This window comes from Staphylococcus sp. AS1337, assembly GCF_051408735.1.
GTDB lineage: Bacteria > Bacillota > Bacilli > Staphylococcales > Staphylococcaceae > Staphylococcus > Staphylococcus xylosus_B.
On record NZ_JBOIHZ010000004.1, the window covers coordinates 198736 to 219214 of the forward strand.

General features: G+C 31.3%; 22 protein-coding genes and 1 pseudogene. 7 read left to right on the plus strand and 16 right to left on the minus strand.

All coding sequences use genetic code 11. The annotated features are described in order from the left end of the window. Positions 1 to 15: 15 nt before the first annotated feature. Both ACSUE0_RS08290 and mntC read left to right on the plus strand, forming a co-directional pair. Positions 16 to 849, plus strand: coding sequence for a metal ABC transporter permease (locus ACSUE0_RS08290; RefSeq protein WP_017722625.1), 834 nt, complete (start codon positions 16 to 18; stop codon positions 847 to 849). Then, positions 846 to 1775, plus strand: a complete 930-nt coding sequence (gene mntC / locus ACSUE0_RS08295) for a manganese ABC transporter substrate-binding lipoprotein MntC (RefSeq protein WP_436956935.1) — start codon at positions 846 to 848, stop codon at positions 1773 to 1775. The genes ACSUE0_RS08290 and mntC overlap by 4 nt, the downstream gene beginning before the upstream one ends. Before the next feature lie 253 nt (positions 1776 to 2028). Here the strand turns inward: mntC and ACSUE0_RS08300 are convergent, their stop codons facing one another. The 9 genes from ACSUE0_RS08300 to ACSUE0_RS08340 form a co-directional block, all read right to left on the minus strand. Next, a complete protein-coding gene (locus ACSUE0_RS08300; protein WP_119614353.1) occupies positions 2029 to 4080 on the minus strand; it encodes a cation:proton antiporter in 2052 nt (683 codons plus the stop codon). A gap of 321 nt (positions 4081 to 4401) precedes the next feature. Then, positions 4402 to 4848, minus strand: a complete 447-nt coding sequence (locus ACSUE0_RS08305) for a Na+/H+ antiporter subunit G (protein WP_119614352.1) — start codon at positions 4846 to 4848, stop codon at positions 4402 to 4404. Continuing rightward, positions 4823 to 5125, minus strand: a complete 303-nt coding sequence (gene mnhF2, locus ACSUE0_RS08310) for a Na+/H+ antiporter Mnh2 subunit F (RefSeq protein ID WP_029377793.1) — start codon at positions 5123 to 5125, stop codon at positions 4823 to 4825. Before mnhF2 ends, ACSUE0_RS08305 begins: the two co-directional genes overlap by 26 nt. Beyond that, positions 5122 to 5604 (minus strand): Na+/H+ antiporter Mnh2 subunit E, encoded by a 483-nt coding sequence (gene mnhE2, locus ACSUE0_RS08315; RefSeq protein WP_119614351.1) that lies wholly within the window; start codon positions 5602 to 5604, stop codon positions 5122 to 5124. Before mnhE2 ends, mnhF2 begins: the two co-directional genes overlap by 4 nt. Further along, positions 5604 to 7106, minus strand: a complete 1503-nt coding sequence (mnhD2, locus tag ACSUE0_RS08320) for a Na+/H+ antiporter Mnh2 subunit D (protein WP_119614350.1) — start codon at positions 7104 to 7106, stop codon at positions 5604 to 5606. Before mnhD2 ends, mnhE2 begins: the two co-directional genes overlap by 1 nt. Beyond that, a complete protein-coding gene (mnhC2, locus tag ACSUE0_RS08325) occupies positions 7096 to 7443 on the minus strand; it encodes a Na+/H+ antiporter Mnh2 subunit C (RefSeq protein WP_436956938.1) in 348 nt (115 codons plus the stop codon). The genes mnhD2 and mnhC2 overlap by 11 nt, the downstream gene beginning before the upstream one ends. Further along, positions 7440 to 7865, minus strand: a complete 426-nt coding sequence (gene mnhB2, locus ACSUE0_RS08330; protein ID WP_017722634.1) for a Na+/H+ antiporter Mnh2 subunit B — start codon at positions 7863 to 7865, stop codon at positions 7440 to 7442. Before mnhB2 ends, mnhC2 begins: the two co-directional genes overlap by 4 nt. Then, a complete protein-coding gene (locus ACSUE0_RS08335) occupies positions 7852 to 10248 on the minus strand; it encodes a DUF4040 family protein (protein ID WP_119614348.1) in 2397 nt (798 codons plus the stop codon). Before ACSUE0_RS08335 ends, mnhB2 begins: the two co-directional genes overlap by 14 nt. 23 nt (positions 10249 to 10271) lie before the next feature. Continuing rightward, positions 10272 to 10823 (minus strand): tyrosine-type recombinase/integrase, encoded by a 552-nt coding sequence (locus ACSUE0_RS08340; RefSeq protein ID WP_119614347.1) that lies wholly within the window; start codon positions 10821 to 10823, stop codon positions 10272 to 10274. Positions 10824 to 10970: 147 nt separating this feature from the next. Here ACSUE0_RS08340 and sroA point away from each other — a divergent pair, with 147 nt between their 5' ends. Next, the gene (gene sroA, locus ACSUE0_RS08345) at positions 10971 to 11177 is read left to right on the plus strand and encodes a sigS mRNA-stabilizing protein SroA (protein WP_119614346.1); all 207 of its coding nucleotides are present in this window, start codon (positions 10971 to 10973) and stop codon (positions 11175 to 11177) included. A gap of 14 nt (positions 11178 to 11191) precedes the next feature. Beyond that, complete coding sequence (locus ACSUE0_RS08350; RefSeq protein ID WP_436956941.1) at positions 11192 to 11410, plus strand: DUF2922 domain-containing protein; 219 nt, start codon at positions 11192 to 11194, stop codon at positions 11408 to 11410. Between the two features lie 145 nt (positions 11411 to 11555). Here ACSUE0_RS08350 and ACSUE0_RS08355 read toward each other — a convergent pair whose 3' ends face one another. Continuing rightward, entirely contained in the window at positions 11556 to 11789 is a 234-nt protein-coding gene (locus ACSUE0_RS08355; protein WP_017722639.1) for a hypothetical protein, read from the minus strand. A 223-nt stretch (positions 11790 to 12012) separates the two neighbouring features. Between ACSUE0_RS08355 and ACSUE0_RS08360 the strand changes: the two genes are divergently transcribed. The 3 genes from ACSUE0_RS08360 (at position 12013) to sarA (ending at position 14735) form a co-directional block, all read left to right on the plus strand. Then, entirely contained in the window at positions 12013 to 12942 is a 930-nt protein-coding gene (locus tag ACSUE0_RS08360; protein WP_436956943.1) for a DMT family transporter, read from the plus strand. 117 nt (positions 12943 to 13059) lie between these two features. After that, positions 13060 to 13839: an efflux RND transporter periplasmic adaptor subunit gene (locus tag ACSUE0_RS08365; protein WP_436956945.1), complete on the plus strand. Its 780-nt coding sequence runs from the start codon at positions 13060 to 13062 to the stop codon at positions 13837 to 13839. Positions 13840 to 14360: 521 nt separating this feature from the next. After that, the gene (gene sarA, locus ACSUE0_RS08370) at positions 14361 to 14735 is read left to right on the plus strand and encodes a global transcriptional regulator SarA (RefSeq protein ID WP_017722642.1); all 375 of its coding nucleotides are present in this window, start codon (positions 14361 to 14363) and stop codon (positions 14733 to 14735) included. A 261-nt stretch (positions 14736 to 14996) separates the two neighbouring features. Here the strand turns inward: sarA and ACSUE0_RS08375 are convergent, their stop codons facing one another. From ACSUE0_RS08375 to ACSUE0_RS08400, 6 genes and pseudogenes are all read right to left on the minus strand, one after another. Beyond that, positions 14997 to 15800: an alpha/beta fold hydrolase gene (locus ACSUE0_RS08375; RefSeq protein ID WP_119614343.1), complete on the minus strand. Its 804-nt coding sequence runs from the start codon at positions 15798 to 15800 to the stop codon at positions 14997 to 14999. Positions 15801 to 16003: 203 nt separating this feature from the next. Beyond that, positions 16004 to 16714, minus strand: a complete 711-nt coding sequence (locus ACSUE0_RS08380; RefSeq protein ID WP_436956947.1) for a hypothetical protein — start codon at positions 16712 to 16714, stop codon at positions 16004 to 16006. Positions 16715 to 16988: 274 nt separating this feature from the next. Further along, the gene (locus ACSUE0_RS08385) at positions 16989 to 17495 is read right to left on the minus strand and encodes an SA0570 family protein (RefSeq protein WP_107554970.1); all 507 of its coding nucleotides are present in this window, start codon (positions 17493 to 17495) and stop codon (positions 16989 to 16991) included. A gap of 346 nt (positions 17496 to 17841) precedes the next feature. Continuing rightward, complete coding sequence (locus tag ACSUE0_RS08390) at positions 17842 to 18642, minus strand: alpha/beta fold hydrolase (RefSeq protein WP_119615106.1); 801 nt, start codon at positions 18640 to 18642, stop codon at positions 17842 to 17844. Continuing rightward, positions 18623 to 19343: pseudogene (locus tag ACSUE0_RS08395) on the minus strand (HAD family hydrolase). The gene ACSUE0_RS08390 and the pseudogene ACSUE0_RS08395 overlap by 20 nt, the downstream one beginning before the upstream one ends. A 70-nt stretch (positions 19344 to 19413) precedes the next feature. Beyond that, the gene (locus tag ACSUE0_RS08400; protein WP_436956950.1) at positions 19414 to 20364 is read right to left on the minus strand and encodes a FecCD family ABC transporter permease; all 951 of its coding nucleotides are present in this window, start codon (positions 20362 to 20364) and stop codon (positions 19414 to 19416) included. Positions 20365 to 20479 lie beyond the last annotated feature (115 nt).

The following is a 20479-nucleotide window of genomic DNA, read 5'->3' on the forward strand; positions in this document are numbered from 1 at the left end:
AGGACGTAACTTATAATGGAATTTTTTCAACAATTACTCGATTATAAATTTTTAAGTAATGCATTAATTATTTCAATTGTTGTAGGTATTGTATGCGGAACAGTCGGCTCTCTTATTGTTCTTAGAGGCCTTTCATTAATGGGAGATGCCATGAGCCATGCCGTACTACCAGGTGTAGCATTATCATTTTTATTCAATATACCTATGTTTATTGGTGCTTTAGCAACTGGGATGGTGGCAAGTATTTTTATTGGTTTTATTACTAAAAATAGTAAAACCAAATCCGACGCAGCTATTGGCATTAGCTATACTGCATTTTTAGCTTTGGGTATTATATTAGTCAGTTTAATCAATAGTACTACCGATCTATATCATATTTTATTCGGTAATTTACTCGCAGTTACACAAGTCACATTCTGGTCAACTATCGTTGTTGGAGTTTTAGTAATGTTATTAATTATTGTTTTTTATAGACCTTTAATGGTTTCAACATTCGATCCAGTATTCAGCAGAATGAGTGGCCTAAATACAACATTAATTCATTACTTTGTAATGCTATTACTATCTCTTGTAACTGTAGCAAGCATTCAAACTGTCGGTATTATACTGGTGGTAGCTTTACTTATAACACCAGCATCTGCCGCATTTTTAATTTCTAAAAAATTACATACCATGATGATTGTAGCTAGTCTAATTAGTACTGTAAGTGCTATTGTCGGACTATATTTCAGCTACGTTTATAACATCCCTAGTGGTGCAACGATTGTATTCTTCGCATTCTTAATTTATATCGTTATTTTTGCTTTAACTAAATTAGAACTTTTTAAAAAGAGAGGACAACAAACATGAAGAAATTACTATCACTCGCTTTAATATTTTTACTATTTTTAGCAGCCTGTGGTAACGACAAGAATGACTCAGGTTCAAATTCAAACGAAAAATTAAAAGTTGTAACAACAAACTCTATTTTATATGACATGGTTAAAAATGCTGGTGGCAAAAACGTTGAAATTCACAGTATCGTACCAATAGGTCAAGATCCACATGAATACGAAGTTAAGCCTAAAGATATTAAAGCGTTAACTGATGCTGATATCGTTTTTTATAACGGCTTAAATTTAGAAACAGGTAATGGTTGGTTTGATAAAGCCTTATCTCAAGCTGGTAAGTCAGCAAAAGATGACAGTGTGGTAAAAGTGTCTGACAAAGTAAAACCATTATACTTAAACGATTCTGAAGGCGATGAAAGTAAACAAGACCCACATGCTTGGTTAAGCCTTGAAAATGGAATAAAATACGTAGAAACAATTAGAGATACCTTACTTAAACACGATAAAGCACATAATGATGATATCAAATCGCACAGCAAAGATTATATCGCTAAATTAGAAGAGTTAAATAAAGAGAGTCATGAAAAATTCAATGATATACCAAAAGATCGCAGAGCCATGATTACAAGTGAAGGTGCATTTAAATATTTCTCTAAACAATATGATATTACACCAGGTTATATTTGGGAGATAAACACTGAAAAACAAGGCACACCAGAACAAATGAAACAAGCGATTCAATTCGTAAAAGATCATGACTTAAAACATCTTCTTGTTGAAACAAGCGTAGATAAGAAGAGTATGCAAAGCTTAAGTGAAGAAACTAATAAAGATATATACGGTGAAGTATTTACTGATTCAATTGGTCAAGAAGGATCAAAAGGTGATTCTTATTACAATATGATGAAGTCAAATATCGAAACTGTTCACGGAAGCATGGAATAAATGATTTGGGCTATTTAACCTAGATAATAGGTGAATAGTCCCATGCCGTACAGCTTTCCTCCTAATTGCGTACGGCATGGTGGTATTCAAGCCTTAAATCATCTCCCTAACTCCATCAATGGCTGGTTCCTCCCCCCATTGATGGAGATTTTTATAATACTTTTTAATAAAGCACATAATTATATTTTTCTAAATAAAATAATAGATTTCATAAAAAAGCAGATTCCATCAATGGAATCTGCTTTTTTATGATTTAATCCGTCAGACTATCTACAATAATCATTTCATCATAATTTATCGCTTCACGGATTTTTAATGCTGTCACTTCACTTACTTCTTCATCTTCAACAAGTTGATTTAAAATACGACGTTGCTCTTTTAGTGCAAGTAATTTAATTTTTATTATTGAATTTTCATTTTTAGGATTAAAGAAATTAGATGGTGTTAAGTTATCTATACGAAGAAGATAGCTATCACAAATCATACCGACTTCTAATTTATTATCTTCAGTTGTTTCTTTTGCTAAACGGCTCACAACACGATAGTGAACTGTACGCATTACATTTGAAATCTCTTGTAAGTTATCAATTATGGATAACGGAGATGCCGCATTAGTTTTTACTTTATACTTAATTCTTCTTTTTAAAATCATTGCTCTGAATTCAACTTTTATACGTTGTATTAATGAAGCTTGTTTATAAACTTGAGTACGCTCTGTATAACGCATATAGTTATCTAACACGTTAGTAGTAATATCGCCATTCTCAACTAAGTTATTGAGTGTATGATTCTCTACATCAAATGCTAATTTTTGTAATCTTTGAAGTTCTTTAGTATTTTCATCTTCATTTTCAACAGTTCTTAGAAAAGCCAATTTATCATGATAATCCTTAATTACGTTGCCATATTGAAAACTAGATTCTACTGAAGACATTTGATTTAAATTATCTATTACTTTTTCTAAAATATACACACGGGCTTGTTTGAAATTCATACCCACAACTTTAGGTTTTTTAGCGTTAGGAGTAACAATAGGAAGTACAAATTGTGCTACGATTAAACTGATGATGACCATGCCTGAAGCTATAAACAATAAATCATCTCTAAAAGTAAACGAGTGATGATCTGCAAGCATATAAGGTAATGTTAAAGCAATGGCTAAAGAAATCGTCCCATGAACACCACATAAAGTCATGATAAATGCATACATGCCACGTTTAGGTGGTGTTTCCTTTACTTTGGTTTCATCTTCATTATATGAAATCATTTTCTGGAATGGGCTCACTGGTAAATAAAAATACGGATATAAAACAAAAACCCATAAAAATCTAAATAAATAAATAGCTAAGGCAATTAAACATGTCACCACTATTAAGAAAATTAAATTGTGTGGTTCATTTTCAATGATACGCCCAACCACTTCAGGAATTAAATAGCCTAAAATAGAGAATACAAAACCATTCAAAGCATATCCCAAAATATTCCAAGTATGGTTATAGCTCATCTGCAATCTTGTACGTGCTTGAGCAATACGATCACGTTCAAAACCATGAACTAAACCAGCAATTACTGCTGCAATAATACCAGAAGCATGGAACATTTCTGCCACGATATAAGTTACAAATGGTGTGACTAATTGAATAAATGTGAACATATTAATATTTTCAATACCACGACGAGACAATGTCACTCTAAATCTAACAAGCGCAACACCTATGATTAAACCTACGACAAAGCCGCCAATTGAAGAGATTAAGAACTGTTCAACAGCATTAATCATTGAGAAGCCACCTGTAATCAGCGCTGCTACAGCAATTTTAAAGGATATGATACCAGCTGCATCATTTAAGAGAGATTCACCCTCTAAAATTGTCATAGAACCCTTCGGTAATACTTTCCCATTAGTTATAGCTTGTACTGCGACTGCATCAGTTGGACATAGTATCGCGGCCAACGCAAAGGCAGCTGCCATCGGTAATTCTGGCCAAATCCAATGTACAAATAGTCCTACCACAATAACTGTAGTAACTACTAGTCCTAACGCCATCATTAAGACTGGTTTTATGTACCGTCGCAAATGAACACGTGAAACTTTAACACCTTCAACAAACAGTAGCGGTGCAATTAAAGCGACCATAAATAGTTCCGAATCAAATCGAAATTCAACGGGGATTGGTGTCACATACAATAACATACCTAATATAATTTGGATAAAAGCCAATGGTACCTTAGGAAGTATTGTGTGCACCAGCGAACTTACAATAACAAGTGCTAAAAATATAAGTATCGTTTCAAATATTTGCAAGGTTTCACCTCTTTTCAACATAATTATTCATTCATAATTGTTGAGGTTGAAACATAAAATAATATTGTCTTTAATTGAATATATTGTGTTTCAAACTCTTACTCATCAAATACCAAACGTTTTTCATCCCCAATTTGATAATTAATTTAAAAATTAACATAATTACAAATATATATTATTTTATCATTTTATAGACTATCCCTTAAACGTAATGCACCTAAAAACTACAATTTTCTACTTTAAAGTAAAATTATGGTTAATTAAGTCATTTTAAACAAAAAGACACTTCTTAAAATATGAGAAGTGTCTCCTTGAAACAAATTAGTAATCATGTTCTTTTTCATACGTTTTTTTTCTACGTTCTTCACGCTCATGTGCACGCTTTTTTAATTGTTCAAATGTGTTATTCTCAGTAGCACTCAATAAAATATTCGTTTGTCTAGGGGCATCACTTTTTCTATACATATACGCGCCAGTACGGTATGCTGCACGAGAAATTAAGTGTCCCCCAACAGGAGATGTTAAATTAATAAACACTAAAGCGAGAATAAGTCTTACACTTAAATAACCTTGTGACGAAATAAAATATATGATAACGCCCACAAGAGTCAATAATACAGATAACGTTGAACTTTTCGTTGCCGCATGACTACGTAAAAAGACATCTTGGAATTTAATTAAACCAATGGCACTAATTAATGCTATAATACTTCCTAAAAATATCATAAAGGCTGCAATAAGATTAACGATTTCGCTTGTTATTTGCATTGAAGACGTGCCCCCCTTCTATAAATCTAGAAATCGACACTGTACTTACAAAGGAAATAATGGCGATGAGTAATATCGAATCCAAGAATGAGAATGTGCCGAACACGATGCTTAACAATCCAACCATCGACATTAATATTGCACTGGCAGTATCAAATGCAACTACTCTATCTGCAGTAGTCGGACCCTTTATCAATCTAAATAGTGTTAGTAACAAAGCTATGCCAAATATAATCAGCGCACTCGTAATAAAGAAGTCTATTAGATATTCAATCATTCTGCCACCTCCAATATGAGTCCTTCATATTGTCTGATACTTTTCAGTAATTTCTGCTTTTCTTTATCTGAAACATCAATAGCATGTATAAAGAACTTTTGCTTTTCTTTCGAAATTCTAATAACTGTAGATCCAGGTGTGATAATAATTAAAATTGTTAGGAAAGATACTTCCCAATCTGTATCTAAAGTTGTTTCATAAGTTACTAATCCAGGATTTAAGTCCTTTGTTTTAAATAATATATAATTGATTGTCGTAATACTTGAAGTAATTAGCTGATAAAGATAAACTACTAAAAACTTAATGCTGACCCAAACTTTTTTCAAATAGAATTGTTGTCCAAAGAAACGATGTAAAATATAGATAACCAATAAACCTATGAGGTAACCTGCGAAAAAGGTCGATACTTTAAAAGAATCTTCATCTTGAAAAAGGACCCATAAAAAGGCAATTACGATATTAAGTAAGACTTGTCTCATTATTTATCCTCCTTCACTAAGTGCGGATTAACCATTTTTTCATACAAACCATCATCCATATTTAAGTGTGTCGCATTTTCAGTAACTTTGAAAATCAATGGCGCAGCAAGTCCCATTGCAATAATAGCTGCTACTAAAGTACCTATTAATGCTTTACGATATTGTGGTATTTTTTTAAATACCATTGTCTCTCCTTTTTGTTCGTTACCAAGATACATCACAAAGAAGACTCTAAACAAACTGAACATGGCTATTAAACTAGTAATTATCATTAATATTAAAGCAATGTAGTTACCATTTTCGATTGCCCCTTTAAAAATGAACACTTTACCTGGGAACCCACTAAATGGTGGTACACCACCAATAGCTAAAATCATTACAACAAATGCTACGCCGAAGAATGGTTCTTGTTTCGCTAATCCATACAGGCTTCGATATTGTCTATAACCAGTAATATAAACCAAACTACCAATAATGAAGAACAATAAAGTTTTAACTACAATATCATTTGCTAAATAGAAAATCGCACCGTTTACGCCCGCAAAAGTATTTGATCCTAAACCTAAAATAATAAATCCAATCGATAGTATCACTTGGTAAGCCGCAATTTTCTTAATATCTCTATAAGCAAGTACACCGAATGCACCAATCAGCATAGTGATACAAGCTAAAAAGACTAACAATGGGTGTGAAATACCGTTATGTTCATCAAAAATCAATGTAAAGAAACGGATTAATGCGTAAGCACCTACCTTGGTCATTAATGCTGCAAAAAGCGCTGCTAACTCTGTATTTAACACGGCATAAGCTTTAGGTAACCACATAAACAACACTAAGGCTGCTTTAGCTCCAAATGCAATTAAGAAGACCATAGAAACAATAACAATTGAACTTTTATCATTCATTTCATTTAATCTTTGTGCTACAAGAGCAAAATTTAATGTGCCTGTTAATTTATATAGCAAACCAATACCTAACAACAACAACCAAGAGCCTAAGATATTAAGTACAACATAGATAATTGCAGCACGTAATTGTTCAATTGATTGCCCTAGTGTAATAAGTACGAAAGATGCTAATAACATAACTTCAAACATGACATAAATATTAAATAAATCTGCCGTCATGAATGAACCGATTACTCCAACCGTTAAGAATAAAATAAAACTCGGTAAATAGTAACGGATTGCTCTTTTTTCAGTACGTCCAAATCCATAAGCCATAATGAGCGTAACGACAAAACTTGATGTTACAACCATCAATAAACTTAATGAATCTCCAACGAATTGAATACCATATGGTGCTTTCCAGCCACCAAAATCTAATGCAATCGGCTTATTGTACATCACATAAATAAGCAATAATAAGGATATAACTGTAGTTAAGGCCATTGTTCCGATTGAAAATATTCTAGATAACCTACTGTGTGTACGAATAAAGACAAGTGCCAAGGCGCATACGGCTGGTAGAAGTAATGGCAATATTAACAGATTACTCATCATCATCGTCATCACCTCTCAGTACATCAATTTCATCTTCTTTAGTTACACGATATGTTCTATAAACAAGTACTAAAAGAAAGGCCGTCATTGCAAAACCAATTACAATTGCTGTTAGTACAATTGCTTGTAATAAAGGATCAACAAAATTTTTACTACCTTCACCAATCAAAGGCTCGACCATATCCCCGCCGTATTGCCCCATGCTCATAATGATTAAATTACCAGCATGTGTATAAATTGAAATACCAATTACGATTCTTATTAAGTTGACTGATAATATCATATACGTTCCAATAAATATTAAAAAGCCTATAACCATTAATAATATAAGATTCATGAGCGACCACCACTAATTGAAAGCATCACTGTAACAACCACACCTACAACGGATAATACAATACCCGCTTCAAATAGCGTTACAGTTGATAAATGTACTTCACCTAGCAATGGTAGCTGTACATATGCATCTGTTTGGTAAAGGAACGGTTTACCAAAAAACATAGGTACAACTGCTGTAATAAATGATAGTAAAGAACCACAAATCATTAGAATTCTGAAATCTAATGGTAATGCGACTAAAACTTGTTTAACGTCGAAGGCCAAAAACATCAATAGAAATGCTGAACTGAAAACGAGACCGCCAATAAAGCCACCGCCTGGATTATTATGACCAGCTAAAAACAGATAAAACCCAAAAGTTAATAAGATAAATACGACAATCTTCGTTATCGTTCGTAATACAACATCATTCTCTTTCATCTTGACCCCTCCGTTCTTTAAAGTTAAGTAATGTGTAAATGCCTAAACCAGCTATGATTAACACCATGCCTTCAAACAATGTATCTAAAGCACGGAAATCACCTAGTATTGAATTCACAATGTTTTTACCACCTGCTAAATTATAAGCATCATGATAAAACGTTGAAATAGTAGGCATTGAATCACTTTGTTGAGCGATAAATACCAGTGTCACGACAATGATTGCCATCAACAGTGAAACGACAATTTTGACTGCTTCACGCTTTTTGTGTACTTTAGCACGTGGGACGTTTGGTAGTCTTGAAAAACTTACGATAAACAGAATCGTAGTAATCGTTTCTACCACTAATTGTGTTAATGCTAAATCTGGCGCTTTCATTAAAATGAAGAAAATTGTAACACAATAACCAATAATCCCATTAAGTATAACCATAGTTAAACGTTGACGAATAAACGTTAAAGCTATACCGAGTACAAATACAACGATTAATGTAATTACTTCAATTGGACCAAATTCACTGACATGAATCTGTTTGACGTGTGGGAAGCCTGCTTGAACAATCCCATAAATGACAACCATACTAAATATTAATAAAGTCAATGTAATATAATGATTTAAGCGGTTATTCATTAAAGTACGAATCCCATAACCAGAAAAGTGTTCTAATTGATTATATGAACCCAAATATAAGTCGGTGATAGATTTCACCTTAAGTTTATTAGCATAATTTTTCCAATTTATTTTAAGGGCCATCGTAAACCCAACAACTATTACAATAATGCTTAATATGAGAGGTAAATTGAAGCCATGCCACTGAGCAATATGTGGCGCCAAATTATCTACTTTTTCTCCAATTGTGATACTTCGAAATGCCGGTAAAATAACATAATGTCCAAAAACATTTGGGACAAAAAAGATAACCGGTAATAAAATCATCATAATTGCAGAAGGTAGAGTAAAGACAAACGGTTCATGTGGTGATTTTATCGGTAAATCTGCTTTTTGATAATCTCCCCAGAATACTTCCTTAATCATGTAAGCTGAATATATTAAAGTAAAGATACTTGCTAAAACCCCAATAACTGTTATAACTATAGTTAATGAAAGATTAAACTGAGGTAGTTCAACCGCACTAATTAGGCCATCAAAGAACATCTCTTTACTAAGAAACCCATTTAGGAATGGTATACCGGCCATAGAGAACGCTGATAATAACATAACGATGTGGGTGATTGGAAAAACCTTTCTTAATCCAGACAATCGACGGATATCTCTCGTACCTGTTTCATGATCAATGATACCTACACCCATAAATAATGCACCTTTAAATAACGCATGATTCATAAGATGGAATAATGCTGCAAATAAGATGAATCCGTATGCTTCAGATAATGTACCAGTAGGGTGTTGTGCAAATCCACCACCTAAACCAACCATAGCAACAATCATACCTAATTGACTTATTGTTGAATAAGCTAATATAGCTTTCATATCAAACTGTCTTGTTGCATTAACTGCTCCAAATATCATGGTGATTAGACCAATGAATGTCACACAATAAATATAAAAATCACTCAATCCTAATAATGGTGTAAACCTAAATAATAAGAAAATACCTGCTTTAACCATTGTTGCAGAGTGTAAATAAGCACTTACTGGTGTAGGTGCAGCCATTGCTTTCGGTAACCATATGTGGAACGGAAACTGTGCTGACTTTGTAAATGCACCAATCAAGAATAATATAACAATTGGGATAAAAAAATTACTTTCAGCAATCTTATCACTTTGCTCAATAATAGAAGATATAGAATTCGTACCTGTTACAGTATAGACCATGATGAACCCTACCAATAAAGCAAGTCCACCAAACACTGTAATCATAAACGATTGAATCGCACCAAATTGGCTCTCACCTTTACTATACCAATATGCAATTAGTAAAAATGAAGAAACACTCGTCAATTCCCAAAATACATACATTAAAATGGTATTATTTGCAGTAACTACGCCTAACATACTAATCATAAAAAGTAATAAATATATATAAAAACGTGGTAAATTATCATGTTCTTTTGATAGATACTGAATAGCATAGAAAAATACCGCTAATCCAATAAGTGAAATCAACAAGCTAAAGAATAAACTTAAGCCATCCAATCTAAAATCTATATTAATATCCAACAATGTAAGCCACGGTATTTTTACTGATACAAAATGCCCGTGCATTACTTGTGGTAATTGCCATAAAAAGTATATAGAGGCAACGATGGGTGCTAAGAGTGCGATATGACCTGCAAATCTTTGGATTTTAGGTGTAGCCATTGTTGCTAATAAAAGTAACATTATTAAAAATAAAGCTCCAAGTAGATAGACTAAACTCATCGTATTCCCCCTTTAATTGTAATTTATAAATTTAACGCTATTGTCGTATTACTTTTCTTTGTAGAAATACCTATAAATTTCATCGTTTCATAAGTAGTTTGATGGCCGAGGTATTTTTGAATAATAGATATAGATATACCTGATTGATAAGCATGATATGCAAATGTTTTCCTCAAAGTGGTCAAACCAATATGCAACATTCCTAAGTCGTTAGCAGCCGCATGTATAATTCGGTAGGCTTGTTGCCTCGATAAACCTTTAAATGTTCTATTTGATTGAAACAACAATTGATTTTCCTTTAGACCTTCCTCATTTATATAATCAAATAACTCACTTCTTAAATCATCAGGTAATTTGATATAAATGTTAGGTGCATGGTCTTCAAGCCAATATAATTTTATGTGATTATCTGCTCCTTTGACATCATTCACACATAAATTCAATAATTCAGATAGTTTAACCCCTGTATGTATTGCAAATTTAAACAGTAAATAATCCCGCCTAGACTTACAGCTCAATACTTTATACATTGATTTAATTTCTTCAGTATCCCTAATAGGATCTACTTGATTCATATTTTCACCTCTCACACCATAAATGTTTCTTATTTAATAATATATGACATTTATGTCACATGAAAGTGTTTAATACAAATTTTTTTAATTTTTTTGACCGTTTTGCTATTCTCAGTCGATATATATAGTGAAAGGAGGTCAATTATAATGAATAATATAAGTCAACTCGCAGTTACATTATCTCGTACATTGTTCGACAAAAATGGTAAAGCTAGTCAGTTCAAGCGTCAGTTCACTAATTTAAATACAGACGTAAAACCTGAACAACTTAAAAGTTTCAAATCCATTATAGAGCAAATCACAGGAGAAAAATTTGACAAACTTGAAGTCATTAAGACAGAAACGCTTAATTAAGGAGGAAACAGAATATGTCACAAACGTTAGAACTTATTTTCAACGATGCTGTTAATAAGACGGTTAAATTACAAATACCCAAAATCGAGCACTTTATAAATGAAGCCGCCGTAAAAGAAGGGATGGTCAAATTAATTCAGTTAGATATTTTGAGACCGAAAGCAGGCATTCCTAAAACAGCGCATGCTGCACAAATTATAGATAAATCTACTAAACTTATATTTGAAAATTAATTATCTAGTAACTACGACGTAATGGACTATAATTAAAATCATTACGCAAAAAGGCTTGAAACAAATGTTTCAGGCCTTTTTGCTGGTTAATAATAAATGTCACATCATAATAATCAACTGGCTACTTTTCTATTCTAATCTATCATTAATCTCTCGAAGGTCTTAGCCTAACGGTATCACCAAAAAATATCTTCTTCTTACCCAATTTTTTACACATTGAATATTTATCATAAACTTCAACAATTTGAGCTAAATTTTTATAGGTCCGTCTAGGATTTAACACTTCTATAAATTGATTCTTTTTTATTTGATCGTTACTGCCTGCACCAACAAAAAAAGTTTCCTCATCTAAAAGACGAATTATGGAAAGTTGTTTCAATATCTATAGTCACTCACTTCTAAAATTACTTTCATTATTCAAAATACATTAAATTTGTTAATTTTTATTATATAAAAAACATCAACATACGTATTTTATTATACTTTGTTTGTTGTGTACATTATTTTCTCTGATATACATATATTTCTGCTCCTAATTTTAATGTATGCATACATTAATCCTTCCTTTATAATATAGTTATCTCGAAGGAAAGCGTGATTTAATGTTTCTCTTATATATCATTGGTATTGTTGCAGGAATGGTAGTTCCATTTCAAACTTCAATCAATTCTAGATTGAGTTTATATACAAGATCTTCATTCTATGCATCAACGATTTCATTTGCAACAGGAACTCTTTTTTTAATTTTAATTAATCTTATTATTAATCCCCATGTCTTTACGGGGCAATTTTATAGCAATCAATCGTTAAATTATCAATGGTTTGTTGGTGGTATGCTAGGTGTTATTTTCTTAACAGGGAATCTATTACTTTTACCTCGTTTAGGCGCTTCTTTAACAGTCGTTATGACTGTAGCAGGCCAAATTATGATGGGCGTGGCAATTGATAGCTTTGGATGGTTCGGCGCCGATAAACATACTTTTACCTTACTAAAAGTATTAGGAATCCTTTTTTTAATTTTCGGCATTTTACTTATGAATTATGTCCGACGAGATCCTAAAGACAAAGCACAACATTCAACGGTATATATATGGCTTATTATTGGCTTTATATTTGGCTTCTGCCCACCTATCCAAACAGCTATTAATAGTGCGTTGGGTCAGCAACTACATTCATCAATAATGGCATCACTTATATCCTTTACAGTTGGAACCATTGTATTGTTTATATTGACACTGATATTTAACAAAAGTCTTAAAGTTGCAACTTTTAATAATAAACAAGGCAAATTAAAACCCATTTATTTTATCGGTGGCATATTAGGTGTAATCTTCGTAACAACAAATATTATCTTGATGCCACATTTAGGCGCTGCGCTAACAACTATTATTGTTATGCTAGGTCAAATGCTAATGGGTATCATCATAGATCATTTTGGTCTCTTAGGCACAAATGTTAATAAAGTAACACCACGTAAAATTTCAGGGATTATAGCCATTATGATTGGTATTATATTGCTAAGATTATTTTAAAATTGTGATAGTGCGTCATTTACTTTTATCAAACTGTAAATGATGCACTTTTTTTATAGCAAATTAAGTCATTTTCACTGTATAATCAAACCATATTAACAACAAGAGGTGACCTCATTGCGAAAATTTTTTGTATTACTTACATTAATAATAATTTTAAGTAGTATGGCATTATTTTGTTGGTTTTACTTAAAATCAACGTCCCCTAATCAGACAAATTCTCATATAGAAACTATTAAAATTAAGTACGAACCCTCCTATCACTTTTCAGGCATACAGTCCCCAACCCAAATAACAAAAATACTATTAGAAACAGATAAAGGTTATATTCATAATTGGTTTATAAAAAATAATGACATTGTAAAAAAACATCAACCACTCTTCGAATATTACAATCCGACCACCGAACATCTCATCGCTAAGAAGCAAAAATATCTTTCACACTTAAAACAAAAAAAAACACGATTACAGTCAATTATTAGTAATGAAATCAGCCGAACTCAATCAGAAATTGAATCACTACAATCAACATTACGTACCGTCATATATGCTCCTTTTGAAGGTAACATCCATATAAACCAAAATTTTCCTACTAAAGATAAAGAACTTATTCTGCAAATTTTTAATTCTAATGCTATAATCAAGTCTGTTGTTTCTGAATCACTTATAGCACAATTACATGAAAATGATAAAGTATTGCTTAAAGATGATAACCAAGAAAGTTTCACTGGTGAAATAAAGTATATTTCTAAATTACCATTACAATTTGATCCAGCAGCTAAACATTCACAATATAATGTAGAAATAAGTACTAACTTTAAAACATTATATGGCAGGCATTATAATATCGAAAAATCTAATAAAAAAAATTGTAATACCAAAAACTGCAATATATGATAATAAATTTGTTTTTTTACAAAGAAATAAAAAATTTATTAAACGGGTTATCAAACCACAAAATATGGGTAATAAAAAAGATGTATTAATTATTGAAGGTTTAAAACAAGGAGACATAATCGCTAGAAACGTTGATGCAGTGCTGTCTAAAAATTAGATGTGCACTGTATAAATAGCAATTATCTTTAAATACAAAACGCTTATTTACTATTTTTATCAAATTACGACAAATTGAAACAAAGATATATTAATTTCAATTCAATCATTGGTATGTATAGAATTGAATTAATATCTGAAATCATTTACGTAACGCTTAAACAGTTTTTTGTTTACTTTCTATTTTTATTTAGTTATAATAAACTAAATAATAGTGGTTTTAATATATTTTACCCAAATATAATTAAGCCATAGATTATGATAAACTCTTTGTTTTACACTTTGAATTAAGACAAATAATTATACAAAAACATTTTTAATATGTATATTTGATTGGGCATATAGAATTAGGGAGGAATAATAGGATGGCTATCACCAAAATCAATGATTGTTTTGAATTATTAGCTATGGTTACTTACGCTGATAAATTAAAAGGTATTATCAAAAAGGAATTTTCTGTAAGTTTTGAGGAGTTTGCTGTATTAACATATATCAGCGAGCACGAAAGTGAAGAATATTATTTAAAAGATATTATTAACCACTTAAACTATAAACAACCTCAAGTTGTTAAAGCAGTTAAAAACTTATCACAAGAAGATTACTTCGATAAAAAACGTAATGAACATGATGAAAGAACTGTATTAATTTTAGTAAACACAAAACAACGTAAGAAAATTAATGAGTTATTATCACGTGTTAACGATCGTATTAAAGCAGCAAACGACGATAACGAAGTATAAATTTTTCATTAACAGAATTAGAATGATAAAAACTTTATGTTTCAAATGTGGTTTCTAACCATTCTAGTTAGACATAACTGATTAATAAGTAACTTACACCCCTTGTTAGAAGCACTTATTTTATTTAAATCAGCCTATGCAAAATAAAAATAAGCCTAAGACATGATTCATTATGTTTTAGGCTTATTTTTATGTAAGTCATAGTTTACAAGTGCTTACCATTAAAACAATGTATAAAAAAAGAATACCAAAAATATCACTTTAATATTTTTGATATTCTGTAGCATTTATAAAATCGCTATAAACATCTAAAAAATGCTTTGGCTCTTCTATATGAGGTGCATGACCAGAATGTTCAAATTCTATCATTTGTAATGAAGTAAATGCATAATGATACTTTTCTATTACTTCAATAGGAACTAATGGATCATACTTCCCATTAATAATTAATGTAGGTGTATCCGTATTTTTAATAACGACATCTTTATTAAATACTGGAAATTCCATTAACGCTCTCGTGGCTACTGCACTATCTTCAGCCGATTGTCTACTATAAATTAATTGGTTTTGGAACCATCTTTTTGCTTTATCCTCTGCTTGATACATATATGGTAACAATAAAATGAGTGATTCTGATTTATCGAAACCTTCAATTTCATCTTGATGTTCAATCATCAATTTATTTAATCCATGTACGCTATCAATTAAGTTACAAGCTATCAATGTTAGCGTCTTTACCATCGAGTTATATCTATCACTAAAATGTTTTGCAATCAAACCGCCCATATCATGCCCAATAATATGCGCCGTTGAAATATCTAACTTTGTCATCAATCCCTTTAAATCTTCTACGTGATCTTCTAAATTAAATGAATTGGGTTTAGATGATTTACCGTGGCCTCTAACATCGTAAACAATAACTTCGTAATGTTGCTTTAAGCCCTCTTTCAAACTAAATAACGAAGCCATATTACCATCTAGTCCATGGATTAATATAATAGGAAAACCTTGACCCTCTCGGATGTAAGCAATCTCGTTGTTACAGTTTGTTACTAATTTTTTCATTATGGGTCACCTCCCCTTACAAAAGTAATATACCCCATTTCGAAAGTGCGTATGCTATATTTTTTATTTTTAATTATTTTATAATCTGATATGTTTTATAAACACTTTAGGTACAATAAAAACACGTACCATTTTGTAGTCATAAGACTTTGAATAAACGGCACGTGTTTCAGTTCACTTTTTAATTAATCCAAAAATTGATATTAGTTTCGTGAAGAAATTCGAATAGTGTAATAAATAATCACAATAAGTAGTAAAATCCATATAACTATAGAGGCAATTTGTGTAATACTTGAGTTGCTTATCATGGCATCAATAGTCTTTTGACATAAAAGTAAACCAATACCTGTAAATTCTAATCTTCTAAAATACAAACCTGATATACTAAATAAAATTCCGATAAAAAATACAGCTTGATGTGCATAAATTGTAACAGCAACAATGCCTAAATTGATATTAAAGCCTTGTAAGACAACAAGTACCATCGATACGACAGCGACTCCTAACCCTATAACCATTTCAAATTTATTACTATATAGATAATTCTTCCAATCAATCCTTAAATATATAAAAATTGAAATGGGTAAAATCACTAGACAATAAAAAATAGAGGTGCCTGTTGCTGCTTGGAATGGCACATATTGTTTATCATATAAGTAAGATAACAAAATAAAATTCACGATAAAAAATATGATAGGATTCAATTGTAAAGTGAATAAATTACGTTGTATAGTTAATATAATTTCCGCTGGTGATTTACGTCTATATTCTATATAATCTTCATCTTTTGCTTCAGATTTTTTCAAATCTTTTTTTAGTTTCTCTTTAATATCATCTATTAAATTGGGAGAAAGCCCTTTATGAGTAAAATAGTCATTTATATTTTCTACTAAAACTTTGTCATTAACTCTCATGATTGGCTCCTTTGAATCATTTTTTATTTATGTAACGCCCCATTATTTTAAAGTCATTAAAATAGTTTAATCTTTAATTCAGTTAATAGTCTCACATTACTCCCTATTTTAACAATAAATTAAGGCTAAGACATTAATAAATGTCTTAGCCTCTCAATTAATATTGGCATTTCAAGTATCACTTTAAAGAACCACTTTTTTAAAGTCACACTATTCAACCATTAAAATTATAATTCGCTACCACACAATTCGTTAAAATGTTACAAAGTAAATGTTATTTCCCCATATCTATACGATATAGTTTGATATCTTTATCACTTGGTGATGCTGAACTAAATTGATAAGATAATTCATCATCTTGTACATAGCCAAAGTTACCAGTGACATTATTATAATGTTCACGTGTAACAGCATTTTTACTTACCTGTGACTTAACATCTTTATATGTTGGGCCATTTGTATCATTGTAACTCATAGAAACACGGGTAATTTTACCTTTGTTTTTCTTACCGTCTGCCGTCACAACAAGCACACCGTTATCTTTTTTAAATTCATAATAATGTTCATTACCATCAGGACTATATGAATAAATTGGTGCGTTATTCTCACTCAATACGCTTTGTATAGACGCACCTATTTTAGCACCTTCTAGCGTTGTATCTCCTTGTTGAAGTGATTTAACACTTTGGATAGAGTTACCTGATGCTGCCTCAACACTACCTGTACTAAATCCAGAGATCGCTAAACCTGAAACTAGGACTGCTGCAAATACTTTTTTCATAAGCACTCTCTCCTTCTGTATATATAAGTTATCTTGTGCTTATCTATATTGTACTATAAATATTACTAAAATAACAGTGGTGTTACAAAAATATTACAAAAATCCTTCATCCTGTAATCAAAGTAACAATTATATTCTAACGACCTAGATTGTGTTATTAATCGTTAGATAGATGAAATCATCTCATTTTTACAATTACCACTCAAGCCTTTCATATTTTTATCTAATAACATCTGTTACTCACACAGTAATAGCATCCTATCTAATCACTCTTCCATTTTTAGCTGCAAACAAAAAACAAACCAAATGCTATAATTAGCTTTTGGTTTACTTACAATACTGTATTTTAATACAACGTTGCTGGTTCATTTTCTTTAATAAATTCAGTTACAACATCTACAAATTTTTCTTTTTCTTCTACAAATGGATATAACCCTGATGCTGTAAAAACTTCAAATTCCACTTTTCCTATATAGTCACCTACTTCTTTTGCTTCAACAACGGTTGTTCTCGCACCATGTTGCCCTGCAACAATTAAAGTTGGTGAATTAACTTCACTTAAATAACGCATAATATCGTTATCATTAAATGAGGCTTTTACAGCATTTAATTCTGCTTTTGTTGCAATGCTATTTGTATCATCTACTTGTTTTAAGAATTTTTTAGCTTTGCGTTTAGAATAATATAAATGCTTATCTAGGAATTTTTGTTGTGTTTCTTTATCCCAATTTCTAATTAGGTCAGCGTGCTTACGATACAAGCGTTCCTCTGGTGACATATCACTTAATAATGTGGGATTAATTAATGTTAATGAACTTGTCATATCTGGATATAATGATGCAAATGATACTGCAACAGAAGCACCTAATTCATGACCGATAAATGCGCACTGAGTTACATATAATTGATCTAATAACGCTTTAATATCCTCTGCATATGTTTCAAAATTAATTTCATTTGGTTTATCTGAATAACCATGACCACGTAAATCCACTAATATAACTTGATTATTCTTATTAAATTTTTCTTCAATATCATTAAAAACAGTTAAATTGTCTAAAGCAGTGTGTATCATCACTATCACATTGCCTTCTCCACTTGTTCTATAATTTAAGGCTACACCATCTCTAGTTGTAAATAGATTCATAATTATCTCCCTTTCTTTGCAATAGGTAATATAGAAAGCAGTTCTTCAGTTGTATTGATTGTAAAGTCTACTTCTTCCGGTAAAGGCTCTACATCGACTGTTTCCCCTTCTTTAAACCAGACACTAATCATGCCCATCGCTCTTGCTGGCGCTACATCATTTAGAGGGTCATCGCCCACATACATTGTCTCTTCTGGTTTTGTGCCTAATTGGTTTAACATATCTTCAAAAATCCTTGGATGTGGTTTGCGATATCCAACAGTTTCTGAAGTGGATAAATAGTTAATAGCATCTTCTACACCTAATGCATGCATTCGATATTGCTTAATTTTAGATTTACCATTGGCTATGACGCCTGTTAAATAACCACTGTTTGTCAATTTTTCTAAAGTATATAATGTATCGTAATATGGAAAGACGTAACGGTAAAAATGCATTTCAAAGTCATGAAATAAATCTTTCCAAGTTAACCGATCAACGTGAAAATCTTTAATAATTGCTTTATACAGTTCTGGTTTATCATGATCTTCATCATCATCTAGTTCAATAAATTTTCTTTTAAAATCTTCAAGTTGAATGCGCACCAAATAATCATGGAATCGTTCATATTGCTCTTCAATAAATTTTTCACGTGATTTTTTTCTGTCTAAAAGTGTACCTTCTAAGTCAAATACGACCGCTTTAACTTGTGTTAAGTCCATCATCATAACCTCTTTATAAACATTTTTTCAAACAAGCAAATTTTGCTTTATAATTTTTAAATAGCACTATCTAACTATGAACACGCGATTGTGTTATCATAATATAAAATAATACTGGAATACCAAGTAAAGCTAAAATAATACTAGCTGGTATTTGGAAAGGATCTAGCAACGTGCTCCCCAACCAATCTGAGAGTATCATAATTGTACCACCTATAAGCATGTTCAGTACCATTTGTTGACCTAAATTATAATGTACCCTATTTCTTCTTACAAGTTGAGGAATAACCATTCCAATAAATCCAATAACTCCCACATATGCCACAACCACTGCAGTCATAATTGAAGCAATTAACAATATAATATATGTCACTCTTTTCACATTTAGTCCTAATGATTGCGCACGTAAATCTCCAAGTTGTAATAACTTTATTTTAGAAATCATACCAAATAGTATTATCACACTTATGAGGGTTACAACACCCATATAAATGACTTCATTGTACTCTGCAGATGAAAACCCACCAAACATATAATTTACTATATTCTTCATTTTACTTTGATTAAATATAACTAAAACATATAAAAATGCATTAAATAGTGCGCCTATCATAATTCCAGCTAATATTAATGTTCTAATTGGATAGCCTTTTGACATGGCTGTAGTTAAAGTAATAACTAAGATTAGTGTAATTATACTAAACACTACTGAAAACATTGGCAACCATATAAATGAAACACCTATGACAACAGCTAAACCTGAGCCAAACGTTGCACCACTTGCGAGACCTAAAGTAAAACTATCTGCTAACGGGTTATTTAGTAACGTTTGAAACATATGTCCTGCTAATGTTAAGCCTACTCCTGCTAATAATGCTTGCAACATTCTCGGCATTCTCACTTGATATAAAATTGTTTGGGATAATTCATCATTCACATGTCCAATTCCCCACATCAAACTAAATAAAATGCTTGTTATAAGAAGTATTAACCATATGATGATTGCTTTATAATATCTCATTTATTTCTAAGCCACGCTTTCACTTACATATTTCAACTATTACAATACCACCTGTAGCCCATTAACACTATATTTAATCATATGAATTTCTTTAAATTATAAAAAGAGAGCGAAA